Origin of the sequence: Bradyrhizobium sp. SZCCHNS30572 (assembly GCF_032484415.1) — a bacterium.
GTDB lineage: Bacteria > Pseudomonadota > Alphaproteobacteria > Rhizobiales > Xanthobacteraceae > Bradyrhizobium.
The window spans coordinates 303,264-315,577 of record NZ_JAUESY010000007.1 but is presented as its reverse complement, the minus strand read 5'-3'; the positions used below and the strand labels follow the sequence as shown (position 1 = coordinate 315,577).

Genomic DNA, 12,314 nt, shown 5'->3' with positions numbered 1-12,314 from the left:
GCACCCTGATGACAGCAGACCGCCCGGCGACAACGGAGAGATCCACGCCGCAGACCCCAAACTCCGTCATTGCGAGCGCAGCGACGTGTCCGCCAAAGCCCTTCGGGCGAAGGCGGAAGCAATCCAGGGCGCCGGGTGGGACTCTGGATTGCTTCGTCGCTGCGCTCCTCGCAATGACGTCGTGGCGAACGTCACGATGCACATGATCAAACACTCCGCGGAGGAAATCATTAGCAAAACGAGCACCATCGTTCTCGCGACGCATTCGGCGCCCGAGTGATACCCGACATCTCACCCTCTCGAGAAGCGAGGGCGCAGGGAAGACCGGGCGCCGGCCGGCGCCCATGGTCCGCGTGCAACAAAAAGCACGCGGCAGAACCACAGGCTCAGCCGAGATCACCCGGCCTTCCCTGCGCGATGGTGTTACGACTTATACGCGCTCTTCCCGGGGACCGGCTTGTTGGCCCCGTCGCGGACGACACGTCATCGCCCACTTGGCATCAGCACCGGGATGCCAGAACCACGCGACTTCATCGTCGCACCGGGATCGTTCGTCCGCGCGAGCAAGCCCACGCTGCGTCCCAATGCGCCCACCGCATCCCGCACCCGACGTCCGTGACGATCGCGAAGCGTCCCCTCAGCGGGACAGGATGCGGAGAGTAGAGCATGATTTCGGATAATGCGCAATCGAAATATCGGGGTGAAGTGCAGATTACTCTCGTTTGCGGCGGGCCGCTCGCCTGTCCGCGCCGACGGCGGTATAGTCCTGCACCACGACAAAACAGCTCTGCACGCATGACGCCCCAAGACATTGCCGCCCTCACGCCTCAGGAACGGTTCGACCTCCTGACCGACCTCTGGGACAGTCTGGCCGCCGAAGGCGTGATGCTGACCCCAGCGCAAAAAGCCGAGCTTGCGCAGCGGGCCGCCGCGCCCGGTTACGCGCATGATGCATTGGAATGGACCAAACCGGTGTTGGCCGAAGCCATCGCCGAAATCGAACGCGGCGAGGGCGCGCCGCTGAGTGAACTCGACGCGCATCTCGACGCCGAAATGCATTCGGGCCCATCGCCATGCCGATGACCCGCCTCGTCGTCGCGCCGCTGCGCGCCCTGACATGCCTGCTCACCTGTGCCTTGGCACTCGCATGGCCGGCGCACGCTCCCGCAACAGATGCTTCGGCTTCCGCCACTGTTGAAATTCTCAACGGACCGACGCCTGGCGCACTCGAGCTTCGCGCCCATGGAACGGTCGAACTCTCTCCGGAGCTGATCGTCGAGCAGCAGCGCGACGACGGCAGCTTCGAGCGCGTTCCGGATCTCGATGGCGGCACGATGAGGCTCGTGGCGTCATGCGACCAGCGGCCCGGCACCTGCGTGACGATCGACGAACGTGGCCTGCGGCCAGAGCCGTGGAGCGGCATGACCTGCACGTCCCAATGCAACGGAGGCTGCGACCGGAATTACCCGCTGTTCGGTAGATTCCGCTTCGTGGTGGTGTCTTGCGACGGCCGGACGAGGTTCGAAGGCCAGGTCTTCGAGCTGCCCCGGCCAACACATGGATCTCGCTTTCGCCGTCCTTAAGTGCACTTCAATCCAGCCGAGCTTCGGAGAGAGTCGATTGCAGCGCCCCTACGCTCTGACATGCCTGCTGACCTGCGCCATGGTGCTCGCATGGCCCGCGCGCGCTCCCGCGGCAGACGCTCCGGCTTCCGCTGCCGTCGAGATCCGCAACGGACCGACGCCCGGCGCACTCGAACTTCGCGTCCATGGGACGGTCGAACTCTCCCCCGAACTGATCGTCGAGCAGCAGCGCGACGACGGCAGCTTCAAGCGCGTTACTTATCTCGACCGAGACACGATCAGGCTCGTGGCGTCGTGCGACCAGCGGCCCGGCACCTGCGTGACGATCGACGAACGAGGCCTGCGGCCGGCGCCGTGGAGCGGCATGTCCTGTTCGTCCCAATGCAACCGCAGGTGTGACAGGAATTTCCCGATGCACGGCCGCTTCCGCTTCGTGGTGATGTCGTGCGACGGCGCGACGAGGTTCGAGGGCCCGGTCTTCGAGCTGCCGGAACTGCCGTAGATAGCCGTGCACCGCATCGACTATGTTTAGCGCTCTGGTCACCGTAATTCCGTGCGCAGAAATAGCTATTCTGTCCGCATAGCGTTATCATCGAACAGTTATGGCCGTATGTGGGAAGTTGCCCCGGCCCGCTCGGGTGGTTAGGAGCGTTCTTAGCTTGGCATCAACCCTGCGAGGCCAGACGTTTCCCCTGTAGTGCAATAAAGGACCTGATGTCGTCCGTCAGCCGAAACCACTCGCGGTGGTGGCGAGAGGCAGCGAAGCGTGTGTGAAGTTCGCGCTCAAGGGACGGCGGCCCCTGGATCGTCAGATGGACGGTGGGCTCGACATGTGATGCCGTCCGCAGTGAGCTCAGTCTGCGCTCAAGGCATGTCGTGAATCCAATCTTTACGAATTCTGGATTGTCCGTGCTGATCAGATAGACCAATGGCGCAGACAGTGTCTTTTCGGTGCGGTAGATATCGTTGATGACGCGCCGGCACTGCCGCCGCACATCCTCATCGAAGCAGTCGCTGCGAGCCGGCCGTTGCTCTGGGTAACCGAAGGATAAACGTGCTGCGACGGTTTTCGCGTGCGCGCGCGACTGGGAACGCGCCACCGGAATTCCGGCGTGACGTTCCCGTAGAGACTGGACCATCGACACGACGTCATCGATGGAGCCGATGGCGTGCTGCTTAAGCTGCTTGTCTTCGACTTCGGCATCATCGATCGCATCGCCCTCCGATAGCTCTAGTTCCATCTCTGTCGGGTCGAACCGGTTCCAAAGCCACCGACGCGCCGTTTCCTTCTTGGCTTTTCCGAGCAACTTCTTCGCCGTCGCCCGAGGCAGATCACGCAAATCATCAGTATCGCTTAAGATGATCCAATCTTCCGGCAGAGAAAGCGGAGCACCAAGATGCTCAAGCGTGTCGGACAGGGCTTCAATGGCGTCGCTTGCCTCTGGCACTCCCCCCTCCATTCCGGCGAATACGCGACATGGCTTCAACTGCTTCGATACTCGTCACCCCGAGTCGTGTCATCAGCCCGACTTCATCGGGTTGGGGATAGTCAAGTTGCGGCCGATCCTGGAAGCTGACCACTGCCTGCATTCGGCGCTCAGGTATCGATCTCCCTTTGAGTTCGAGACCAATTACCCTCTGTCACAGTGAAGTCTTCCAGCGCGGGGTGACGACCGCGTGGGCATAGCCCACTTACAATATTAATCGGAATTCCATTCCTTTGGCATGTACGCATCCAAATCCATCGCGTGCACCGCGAAGTTCTGTTGGGCTTTGAGTATGTGGCTGTATAGGTTCAGCAATCCGTCTCCCTCTCGCCCGAAGAGTTCGGCGGGCACCTTGAAGGCGCGCCGCCCTGCAAACCAGTTCTCCTTAAGAAGGCAGACACCGTGCACATGGGAGTTACCATCGTCCAAACATTTCCGCAGCTTGTCACAGAAATGTTGGTAGGTCGGGCCAAGGCCCTTCTGTGAGAACGCGACGATGTAATTGCGTGGCGGTGTCGTCTCTGTCTGTTTCGTCATCACGGTTCGCGCAGGCTTACCGGCCTCAAAAACGGTTACAGGCACAATGTATTTCTTCTGAGAGGCAACCTCGCGCATTTGTGTAATGGCGTCCATCGAACTTTTCAGCTCATCTTTTGTCAGAACTGACTTAACTTCGATAGTGGCAAAAACAATCTCTGCCGGAAATAGTCCAGAGCCAAACTCGGATAGCAACGGGGAATTGTAGAAATTGTCGTAGATAACGATGTCAGTTTGCCGACTCACTTCACCATGTGCGGAAATAACGACGCCCGTACCTATGGAGAACCGCTTGGGAAGAGTGCGTTCGAGGATGTTCTTGATAATTTCTTCGGCGATGCGCCCGCGTTCGCCGAGGTGCGGCATCAATCGCGCCATAGCTAGCTGCGATTGGTCCGCTATAACCTGAAGTGCCGACATATAATTAAGGTGCGGCGTCGCGGCTGGCTGAACGTTCTTTGGATTTCGTGCCATGGCTGCCCATCACGATTCGAGAAATAGAGCAGACTGTAGACAATCTAACGACTACGACAAGTAACTAACTAATTGTCTAAGCGACTCCTATACCAGCCGTCCAGAATACGGTTGCGCTGCAAAACACTTAAGGACTACAGTGACGGTGCAACGAAATTGCGGGTGGCGCTTCTCCCGACGAGCCGTTGCATACCTAGCTTGCCCGATCAGCTGCGGTCACCATCTCCCAAAAGACTCTCACGGCCAAACCGGCGTCCCCCTCCAGCCCCGCCGTCTCCTCCAGCCCGCACATCAGATTCGCGTTCTGCACCGCCTGCCCGGCGGCGCCCTTGCCGAGATTGTCGACGACGCCGAGCGCGATCACGAGGTTGCGGTCGGGGTCGGCGGCGTAGCTGACGAAGGCGAGGTTGGAGCCGGTGGCCCATTTGGTCTGCGGCGGCGTGTCGGTGACGCGGACGAAGGCGCTGTCGGCGTAGAAGCGGCGGGCGGCATCGAGGCACTGCGCTGGATTACAGTGACACTGCACAAAACTCGAGGCACGCGAGGGACGAGATCCGGAGGGCCGAGGAGATCGAGAGCGACGCAGTATCAAACGCATCTCACGCGGACGCCAGTTGCGAGATGACGAGGTCGAGCAGCGCCCGCAGCCGGGCGAGCCGGCGCAGATCGCGGTGATAGCCGACATAGGTGTCCCGCCCCGGCGGCTGCTCGCCGATGTCGACGGGCCGCAGGCCCGGCGTCGCGTCGCCGAGCGGCCGGGGCAGCACGGCGAGCCCCGCGCCTTGCGCTGATAGCATGGCCTGAACGTCGCGGTTGTTGCTGCGCATCGCGACCTCGGCCTTCGGCAGTCGCTTCGCCAGCCAGCGCGCATCGGGCATGTCGGCGAAGGCCGTGTCCATGGTGACGACCCTGATCCCCCGGCCATCGCCCTCGACGGCCTGCGGGCCGTCGAGCGGGCCGTACACGGCATAGGGGATGTGCAGGAGCCGCCGCGAGATCACCTCCGGCTCGTCGAACGCGCGGATGCGAAACACGAGATCGGCCTCGCGGCGGGGAAGACTGTAGAGCCGCGCGTCGGTCAAGAGCTCGACACAGACGCGCGGGTGCAGCCGGCCGAATTCGGCCAGAACCGGCGTCAGCATCAGGCGGCCGAACCAATCCGACGACGAGATCCTGAGAAAACCGTCGAGCTGCGCCTGCGCGCCCGCCAGGCGCCGCTCGAACGCGAGCGCCTCCTCCTCCATCCGCTCGGCGTGGGCCAACACCGCCGTGCCCTCGTGGGTCAGCACGAAGCCTTCGGCCGTGCGCTGAAACAGCGTCTGGCTCACGGCCGCTTCGAGCGCTGCCAGGCGGCGTCCCATGGTCGGCTGCGACAGGCCGAGCCGGCGCGCGGCCGCGCCGAGCGTGCCCTCGCGCGCGATGGCGAGGAAGATCCGCAGGTCGCTCCATTCCATGCGAGGCCTTTCGACGACGGGGGCGACGGACACGAGGCATCCATTCAGAACTGAATGAATTGCATGCGAACTGGATGATGTCCATTCAGGATGCGATCGCCGATGATGCCTCCATCACAGCAGGAGGTCGCCATGACCATCTCGATGAAGGCTGCCATTCTCCACGAAACCGGCGCGCCGCTCCGCGTCACCGCGATCAGCCGCCCCGCGCCGGGACGCGGCGAGGTCCTCGTCCGCATCGCCGCGGCCGGCACCAACCCGCTCGATACCAAGATCCATGCCGGCCAGGCCGCGCATGCCAGGCAACCGGCTCCGGCCATCCTCGGCCTGGACATGGCCGGCACGGTCGAGGCCACAGGCGAAGGCGTCACCCGGTTTCGTCCGGGCGACGAGGTCTACGGCATGGTCGGCGGAGTCGGCGGCCACCCGGGAACGCTGGCCGAATATGTCAGCGCCGACGCGGATCTGCTCGCGGCCAAGCCGGCGAACCTCAGCATGCGCGAGGCGGCCGTCCTGCCGCTGGTGACGATCACGGCCTGGGAAGGTCTGGTCGATCGCGTCGGCATCCGGCCGGGACAGACGCTGCTCGTCCTGGGCGGCGCCGGCGGTGTCGGTCACATCGTCGTCCAGCTCGGCCTCGCCTTCGGCGCAACGGTTTTCGCAACGGGACGTCCAGAGAGCCGGCCGGTGATCGAGCGCCTGGGCGCTGTCTTCATCGACCGCAACGAACCGATCGCCGACGCCGTCGAGCGCATCACGGCGGGCCGCGGCTTCGACATCGTCTACGACACGGTCGGCGCGCTCGACACAGCCTTCGCCGCGGTCGCGCGGTTCGGCCATGTCACCTCGTCGCTGGGCTGGGGCACCCATCCGCTGGCGCCGCTGTCGTTCAAGGGCGGCACCTATTCCGGCGTCTTCACGCTGCTGCCGCTGCTCGACGGCAAGGGACGGCGGCATCACGGCGAGATCCTCGCCCAGGCCGCACAGCTGGTGGAATCCGGCAAGCTCACGCCGCTGCTCGACCCACGCCGGTTCGCCCTCGAGGACGTCGGTGCGGCCTATGACGCGCTCAAGACGGGCGGCACCGGCAAGATCGCCATCGACATCGCGGCGGCATGAGCCGGCGCGACCCGCGAGCCTCACACGGCGATCGAGCCGGGCTTCTTCCGGACCGACTTCATGGACGAATTACGGTGACGCTGCAGTTTTCTCGACCCGTTTCGGATGGATGTGAGGCGGACGGGCAGTTGACTGCACCACACCAGAATGACGAGACCGGACAGTGAGTGCGCCCAGACATCCGAAACTGCCAAGGCCTCCCACATCAATTCTGCTACGATCCGCCTCAACGACGAAATGGATTCAGCGGCCGACACATGGCGATGAACGAGCCTCGGTTGGGCTGCGGTGTTGTGATCGTTGATGGCGGGGCGATCCTGCTCGTCCAGCGCCTTCGCGACCCGGAGGCCGGCTGCTGGGGCCTGCCGGGCGGCAAGGTCGACTGGCTGGAGCCGGTGGAGGACGCCGTCAGGCGCGAGACGACAGAGGAGCTCAACATCACGCTTGGCGATCTCAGGCTGATCTGCGTTGTCGACCAGATCGACCGGCTGAGGGGCGAACATTGGGTTGCGCCGGTCTATCTCGCCTCGGGCTTCAAGGGTGAGCCGAGGCTGGCCGAGCCCGACAAGCACGCCGCGTTCGGCTGGTTCGCCTTGCACGAGCTTCCGAATCCACTCACGCTGGCAACGCAGCAGGCTGTGCGGGCCCTGCGCCGCGAGCGCTGAGTCGAGGAGTGCGCAACAGTGCCCTCAAGTCCTGGGTCCCGCTGCGTTGGCCTTTGATCGGGCGCACTGTCACCGTAGGCCATGCGCATGATCAGGCGAGCCAGGAGCATCATGGCCATGCCCATGTCGATCGCGCAGTTGGCGCTTAGGCGGAGGACGATCGCGGCGCCGATGCGTGCTCTGATCGGCCTGCTGAGCTGTGCCATGCTGCTCGCCTGGCCGGCGCGCGCGCCCGCGGCAGACGCCGGAGGTGACGCCGCCGTCGAAATTCGCAACGGACCGACGTTCGGCGAACTCGAACTTCGCGCTCATGGAACGGTCGAGCTCGCTTCCGAACTGATCGTCGAGGAGCAGCGCGCCGACGGCACCTTCGAGCGCGCTGGTGATCTCGATCGCGACTCGCTCAAGCTCGTGGCGTCGTGCGACCAACCGCCCGGTACATGCGTGAGGATCGACGAACGCGGTCTGCGACCGAAGCCGTGGACCGGCATGTCCTGTTCGGCCCAATGCGCCCGGGGCTGCGACAGGAACTTTCCGATGTACGGCCGCTTCCGCTTCGTGGTGAAGTCATGTGACGGCCGGACGAGGTTCGAGGGCCCGGTCTTCGAGCGGCCGTGGCCTCACCAATCCATCTCACCGCGTGGGCCGTACCGAAGGGCACCATAGCCGTAGTCCAATGGCGATAGCTTGCCTGACAGCCCGGACTCCCGCGCATCAATTGAAAATGAGGTCTCGATCTCGATCCCCGACCAGAAGACCGCCCTCTCCGCAGTCTCTCATCGTCACCGCAACGCCGCGGCTTTCGTATTCGGCTTGGCTTGGGCCGGCTCGGCGGTCAGCCGGATTCCCATCGCGGCGATGATGCGCAGGACGGTTGCGAATTCGGGGTTGCCGTTTTCGCCGAGCGTCTTGTAGAGCCCTTCCCTGGTCACGCCGGCGGCCTTTGCGACCTGGCTCATACCCTGCGCGCGGGCGACCAGATTGAGCGCGTCGCGGACCTCGGCGGGATCGCCGTCGGCAAGCACGATGTTGAGATACTCCGCGCGGGCGGCCGGTGTGCGGAGGTGCTCGGCGGCGTCGAACTTCTTCAGCTTGCTGACCTTCATCCTCAATCCTCCAATGTCGCCGCGAGGTCCTGGGCCTTCTCGATGTCCCTCGCCTGGGTCCGCTTGTCGCCACCGCAGAGCAGGATGACGACGGTCTTGCCGCGCCTCGTGAAGTAGATGCGGTAGCCCGGGCCGTAGTCGACGCGAAGCTCGCTGACCGCACCGCCAACGGACTTGGCATCGCCGAAGTTTCCGGCGGCCACCCGGCTGATCCGCCGGACGATGTACAAACGAGCGCGCTGATCGCTCAACGCGGCCAGCCAACGCGAGAAGCCGGGCGTTTCGCGAACGTCGACCATCTGGGGAATGTAATCTATGGATTACAGACGCACAAGAGCACGATGTGCAAGCCTGAACCGAGCAATCGCGGCAGGAACGCCTGCCGATGAGTTACTCCGTCATGCCCGGGCTTGTCCCGGGCATCCACGTCGTTCCCAGGATGCCGGACGACGTGGATGGCCGGGACAAGCCCGGCCATGACGATGTGGAAGCAGACGGGCACAACGCTGTCAGCTCAATGCGCGGCAGCCCCTCACAGCCACGGCGCCGGCGTGTCCATCGCGATCAGCTGCTCCACCTCGATCCGCGGCCTGATCACGGCGGACTGGTCGCCCTTGACCAGCACCTCGGGCACCAGCGCGCGGGTGTTGTAGGTGCAGGCCTGGACGGCGCCGTAGGCGCCTGATGTCATGATGGCGAGGAGATCGCCCGGCTTGGGCTCGGGCAGCGTGCGGTCGAGCGCGAGGTAGTCGCCGCTTTCGCAGACCGGGCCGACGACGTCGGCTGTGAACGACAGCGCACCGGGCGCGGGCTGGATCACCGGCAGGATGTCGTGATGCGCCTCGTACAAGGTCGGGCGGATCAGGTCGTTCATCGCGGCGTCGATGATGACGAAGTTCTTGGCCTCGCCATGCTTCACATAGATCACCCGGGCGACGAGGATGCCGGCATTGCCGACGATCATGCGGCCCGGCTCGAACATCAGGGTGCAGCCGAGATTGTGCGAGACGCGCTTGACCATCGCGGCGTAGGCGGCGGGCTCCGGCGGCACCGCGCGGTCCATGTGATAGGGGATGCCGAGGCCGCCGCCGAAATCGACATGGGAGATGTCGTGGCCGTCGGCGCGCAGGGTCTGCACGAACTCGGTGAGGATGCGGAAGGCGGTCTCCATCGGACCGAGATCGGTGATCTGGCTGCCGATATGGACGTCGACGCCGGTGACCTTGATGCCCGGCATCTTCGCCGCGCGGGCGTAGACGCGGCGGGCGTGCTCCAGCGGAATGCCGAACTTGTTCTCCGACTTGCCGGTCGAGATCTTGGCGTGCGTGCCGGCGTCGACATCGGGGTTGACGCGCACGGAGATGCGGGCGGTGTGGCCGGTCTCGACCGCGAGCCGCGCCAGCAGATCGAGCTCGGGCTCGGATTCGATGTTGAGGCAGTGGATGTCGGCTGCGAGCGCGGCGCGCAGCTCGGCCTCGGTCTTGCCGACGCCGGAGAACACGATCTTGCGCGAGGGGATGCCAGCCGCCAGCGCGCGCTTCAATTCGCCGCCGGAGACGACGTCGGCGCCGGCGCCGAGCTTGGCGAGCGTCCGCAGCACCGACTGGTTGGAGTTGGCCTTCATCGCGTAGCAGATCAGCACGTCCTGGCCGGCGAAGGCGTCCGCGAACACGCGGTAGTGCCGCTCCAGCGTGGCGGTGGAGTAGCAGTAGAACGGGGTGCCGACGGTGGCGGCGAGCTCGGCGAGATTGACGGCCTCGGCGTGCAGCACGCCGTCGCGGTAGTCGAAGTGGTTCATGGGTCAGGTCCGCGCGCGGGCTGCGAGATGAATGATTGTGGCGGCGAATTGCCGGGAAATGGGGCGGATTGTCAAACCCGCGCTGCCACCCTCCCCTGGAGGGGGAGGGTCGATCGCACGCGAAGCGGGCGAGCGGGGTGGGGTGAAGCCGCGAGGACGGTGCGCGTGGAGAGATCGCCCCACCCCGCCTCACGCTTCGCTGCGCTCACCGTGAGGCGACCCTCCCCCTCCAGGGGAGGGTGGCATCGAGCGCTGATCGAGAGGGAGTTCGAGCTCTATTTGCTGTCGAGCAGCGGGTCGAGGATGAAGGGTTTCTTCTGGCCGCGGGTGGCGGCCGGGGCGGCGTCGGCGCCGTAGCCGGAGTTGAACAGGCCGGGCTTGTTGGCGGCATCCGTCGCGGTGTCGGCGGGAGCGGCCGACATCTGCGGCGCCGGCGGGGAGTTGGCCGGCAGGTCCAACGGACCCTTGCGGCCGCAGGCGGCCAGCAGAAGGGCTGAAGCGCCCAGGACGAGCAGGACCCGGGCGGCGGAGGTTGGACGGCGAGCGCGATTCACGTGTGAAATCCCCATGCGGGCGGCACCATACAGAGAATGCACCGGCCTGACGAGTGCGGGAGTGCCACGCCGGGCCGATCAAATTTCGAACGGGAGCCCTACTTTCGCTGTTTTTCCAGCCGCTTCAGCCAGGCTTTGGCCTGCGCGGCCACGTTCTTCGGCGCGGTGCCGCCGTAGCTGGTGCGGCTCTTCACCGAGGACTCGACCGAGAGCACGCCGAGCACCTCGGCTGATATCTTCGGCTCGACCTCCTGCATCGCCTTCAGCGGCAGCTCGTGCAGGGCGACGCCTTGCTTGGCGGCCAAGGCCACGATCCGGCCCGTGACGTGGTGGGCCTCGCGGAACGGCATCTTGAGGGTGCGCACCAGCCAGTCGGCGAGGTCGGTGGCGGTGGCGTAGCCCTCGCCGGCTGCGGCCTTCATGCGGGCCTCGTCCGGCACGAGGTCGAGCGCCATGCCGGTCATGGCGCGGATGGCGAGCGACAGCGCCGCGAACGCCTCCATCGCGCCCTGCTTATCCTCCTGCATGTCCTTCTGGTAGGCGAGCGGCAGGCCCTTCATCACGATCAGCAGCCCGTTCAGCGCGCCGATGACGCGGCCGGTCTTGGCGCGCACCAGCTCGGCGGCGTCCGGATTGCGCTTCTGCGGCATGATCGAGGAGCCGGTGGTGAACTTGTCCGACAGCTTGATCAGGCCGACCAAAGGCGAGGTCCAGATCACGATCTCCTCGGCGAAGCGCGACAGATGCACGGCGCAGATCGAGGCGGCCGACAAGGTCTCCAGCACGAAGTCGCGGTCCGACACGGCGTCGAGCGAATTGGCCATCGGGCGGTCGAAGCCGAGCGCTTCCGCGGTGGCGTGGCGGTCGATCGGGAACGAGGTGCCGGCGAGCGCGGCGGCGCCCAGCGGCGATTCATTGAGGCGCTTGCGGGCATCGATGAAGCGGCCGCGGTCGCGCCCGGCCATCTCGACATAGGCGAGCAGATGGTGGCCGAAGGTGACCGGCTGGGCGGTCTGCAGATGGGTGAAGCCGGGCATGACCGTGCCGGCGTATTCGAGCGCGCGGGTGGCGAGCGCGTGCTGGTAGGCGGCGAGCGCCGCGTCGATGTCGTCGATGGTGTCGCGGACGAACAGGCGGAAGTCGGTCGCGACCTGGTCGTTGCGCGAGCGCGCGGTGTGCAGGCGGCCGGCGGCGGGGCCGATCAGCTCGGAGAGCCGGCTCTCGACATTCATATGGATGTCTTCCAGGGCCCGCTTGAACTCGAACGAACCCTTGGTGATCTCTGACAAAATCGTGTCTAGACCCTTGGCCATATTTTTCGCATCACCCGCGGTGATGATGCCCTGGGCGGCGAGCATGGCGGCGTGCGCCTTGGAAGCGGCGATATCCTGCGCGTAAAGGTGGCGATCGACGTCGATCGAGACGTTGATGTCCTCCATGATCTCGTCGGGACGCTCCGAGAACCGTCCGCCCCACATCGTGTTGCTCATGCCTGAACCGCTTCCAAGACCTTGCTGACCGCCGCTGGATGGGACAC

Annotated in this window: 14 protein-coding genes and 1 pseudogene; 6 read left to right on the top strand and 9 right to left on the bottom strand. The window is 65.0% G+C overall.

The features are described 5' to 3' along the window. Window positions 1–666 precede the first annotated feature (666 nt). From QX048_RS21210 to QX048_RS21200, 3 genes are read left to right on the top strand one after another with little or no spacing between them, the layout of a single operon-like run. A complete protein-coding gene (locus tag QX048_RS21210) occupies window positions 667–1,083 on the top strand; it encodes an addiction module protein (protein WP_315826632.1) in 417 nt (138 codons plus the stop codon). Further along, window positions 1,074–1,583 carry a hypothetical protein gene (locus QX048_RS21205; protein ID WP_315826631.1) on the top strand — a complete coding sequence of 170 codons (510 nt, stop codon included), beginning with the start codon at window positions 1,074–1,076 and terminating at the stop codon, window positions 1,581–1,583. The genes QX048_RS21210 and QX048_RS21205 overlap by 10 nt, the downstream gene beginning before the upstream one ends. A 37-nt stretch (window positions 1,584–1,620) precedes the next feature. Then, on the top strand, window positions 1,621–2,085 hold the full coding sequence (locus QX048_RS21200) for a hypothetical protein (protein ID WP_315826630.1): 465 nt from the start codon (window positions 1,621–1,623) through the stop codon (window positions 2,083–2,085). A gap of 163 nt (window positions 2,086–2,248) precedes the next feature. On the opposite strand, the gene QX048_RS21195 is transcribed toward QX048_RS21200, so the two are convergent. From QX048_RS21195 to QX048_RS21180, 4 genes and pseudogenes are all read right to left on the bottom strand, one after another. Continuing rightward, a complete protein-coding gene (locus QX048_RS21195; RefSeq protein WP_315826629.1) occupies window positions 2,249–3,031 on the bottom strand; it encodes a GIY-YIG nuclease family protein in 783 nt (260 codons plus the stop codon). 252 nt (window positions 3,032–3,283) lie between these two features. Beyond that, window positions 3,284–4,081 (bottom strand): DUF6602 domain-containing protein, encoded by a 798-nt coding sequence (locus QX048_RS21190; RefSeq protein ID WP_315826628.1) that lies wholly within the window; start codon window positions 4,079–4,081, stop codon window positions 3,284–3,286. A gap of 237 nt (window positions 4,082–4,318) precedes the next feature. Further along, window positions 4,319–4,586 (bottom strand): annotated as a pseudogene (locus tag QX048_RS21185) (N-acetyl-gamma-glutamyl-phosphate reductase); the annotation flags it as partial. Window positions 4,587–4,680: 94 nt separating this feature from the next. After that, the gene (locus tag QX048_RS21180; RefSeq protein ID WP_315826627.1) at window positions 4,681–5,535 is read right to left on the bottom strand and encodes a LysR family transcriptional regulator; all 855 of its coding nucleotides are present in this window, start codon (window positions 5,533–5,535) and stop codon (window positions 4,681–4,683) included. 132 nt (window positions 5,536–5,667) lie between these two features. Between QX048_RS21180 and QX048_RS21175 the strand changes: the two genes are divergently transcribed. The 3 genes from QX048_RS21175 to QX048_RS21165 all read left to right on the top strand — a co-directional run bounded on the left by QX048_RS21175 (window position 5,668) and on the right by QX048_RS21165 (window position 7,985). Further along, window positions 5,668–6,654, top strand: coding sequence for a zinc-dependent alcohol dehydrogenase family protein (locus QX048_RS21175; protein WP_315826626.1), 987 nt, complete (start codon window positions 5,668–5,670; stop codon window positions 6,652–6,654). Between the two features lie 263 nt (window positions 6,655–6,917). Next, window positions 6,918–7,319: an NUDIX hydrolase gene (locus QX048_RS21170; protein WP_315826625.1), complete on the top strand. Its 402-nt coding sequence runs from the start codon at window positions 6,918–6,920 to the stop codon at window positions 7,317–7,319. Between the two features lie 117 nt (window positions 7,320–7,436). Continuing rightward, on the top strand, window positions 7,437–7,985 hold the full coding sequence (locus tag QX048_RS21165) for a hypothetical protein (protein ID WP_315826624.1): 549 nt from the start codon (window positions 7,437–7,439) through the stop codon (window positions 7,983–7,985). Between the two features lie 116 nt (window positions 7,986–8,101). On the opposite strand, the gene QX048_RS21160 is transcribed toward QX048_RS21165, so the two are convergent. From QX048_RS21160 to argH, 5 genes are all read right to left on the bottom strand, one after another. Next, entirely contained in the window at window positions 8,102–8,425 is a 324-nt protein-coding gene (locus QX048_RS21160; RefSeq protein WP_315826623.1) for an addiction module antidote protein, read from the bottom strand. 2 nt (window positions 8,426–8,427) lie between these two features. Next, on the bottom strand, window positions 8,428–8,724 hold the full coding sequence (locus QX048_RS21155; protein WP_315826622.1) for a type II toxin-antitoxin system RelE/ParE family toxin: 297 nt from the start codon (window positions 8,722–8,724) through the stop codon (window positions 8,428–8,430). Between the two features lie 233 nt (window positions 8,725–8,957). Continuing rightward, window positions 8,958–10,223, bottom strand: coding sequence for a diaminopimelate decarboxylase (gene lysA / locus QX048_RS21150; RefSeq protein WP_315826621.1), 1,266 nt, complete (start codon window positions 10,221–10,223; stop codon window positions 8,958–8,960). A 275-nt stretch (window positions 10,224–10,498) separates the two neighbouring features. Further along, entirely contained in the window at window positions 10,499–10,792 is a 294-nt protein-coding gene (lptM, locus tag QX048_RS21145) for an LPS translocon maturation chaperone LptM (RefSeq protein WP_315718142.1), read from the bottom strand. 83 nt (window positions 10,793–10,875) lie between these two features. Next, window positions 10,876–12,267 (bottom strand): argininosuccinate lyase, encoded by a 1,392-nt coding sequence (gene argH / locus QX048_RS21140; protein ID WP_315826620.1) that lies wholly within the window; start codon window positions 12,265–12,267, stop codon window positions 10,876–10,878. Window positions 12,268–12,314: the final 47 nt, after the last annotated feature.

Bases quoted from the DNA above. Each gene is read 5' to 3' on its own strand.
- QX048_RS21210 (WP_315826632.1), top strand. From the start codon at position 667: ATGATTTCGGATAATGCGCAATCGAAATATCGGGGTGAAGTGCAGATT.
- QX048_RS21205 (WP_315826631.1), top strand. From the start codon at position 1,074: ATGCCGATGACCCGCCTCGTCGTCGCGCCGCTGCGCGCCCTGACATGC.
- QX048_RS21190 (WP_315826628.1), bottom strand. From the start codon at position 4,081: ATGGCACGAAATCCAAAGAACGTTCAGCCAGCCGCGACGCCGCACCTT.
- QX048_RS21180 (WP_315826627.1), bottom strand. From the start codon at position 5,535: ATGGAATGGAGCGACCTGCGGATCTTCCTCGCCATCGCGCGCGAGGGC.
- QX048_RS21175 (WP_315826626.1), top strand. From the start codon at position 5,668: ATGACCATCTCGATGAAGGCTGCCATTCTCCACGAAACCGGCGCGCCG.
- QX048_RS21170 (WP_315826625.1), top strand. From the start codon at position 6,918: ATGAACGAGCCTCGGTTGGGCTGCGGTGTTGTGATCGTTGATGGCGGG.
- QX048_RS21165 (WP_315826624.1), top strand. From the start codon at position 7,437: ATGCCCATGTCGATCGCGCAGTTGGCGCTTAGGCGGAGGACGATCGCG.
- QX048_RS21160 (WP_315826623.1), bottom strand. From the start codon at position 8,425: ATGAAGGTCAGCAAGCTGAAGAAGTTCGACGCCGCCGAGCACCTCCGC.
- QX048_RS21155 (WP_315826622.1), bottom strand. From the start codon at position 8,724: ATGGTCGACGTTCGCGAAACGCCCGGCTTCTCGCGTTGGCTGGCCGCG.
- lysA (WP_315826621.1), bottom strand. From the start codon at position 10,223: ATGAACCACTTCGACTACCGCGACGGCGTGCTGCACGCCGAGGCCGTC.
- lptM (WP_315718142.1), bottom strand. From the start codon at position 10,792: ATGGGGATTTCACACGTGAATCGCGCTCGCCGTCCAACCTCCGCCGCC.
- argH (WP_315826620.1), bottom strand. From the start codon at position 12,267: ATGAGCAACACGATGTGGGGCGGACGGTTCTCGGAGCGTCCCGACGAG.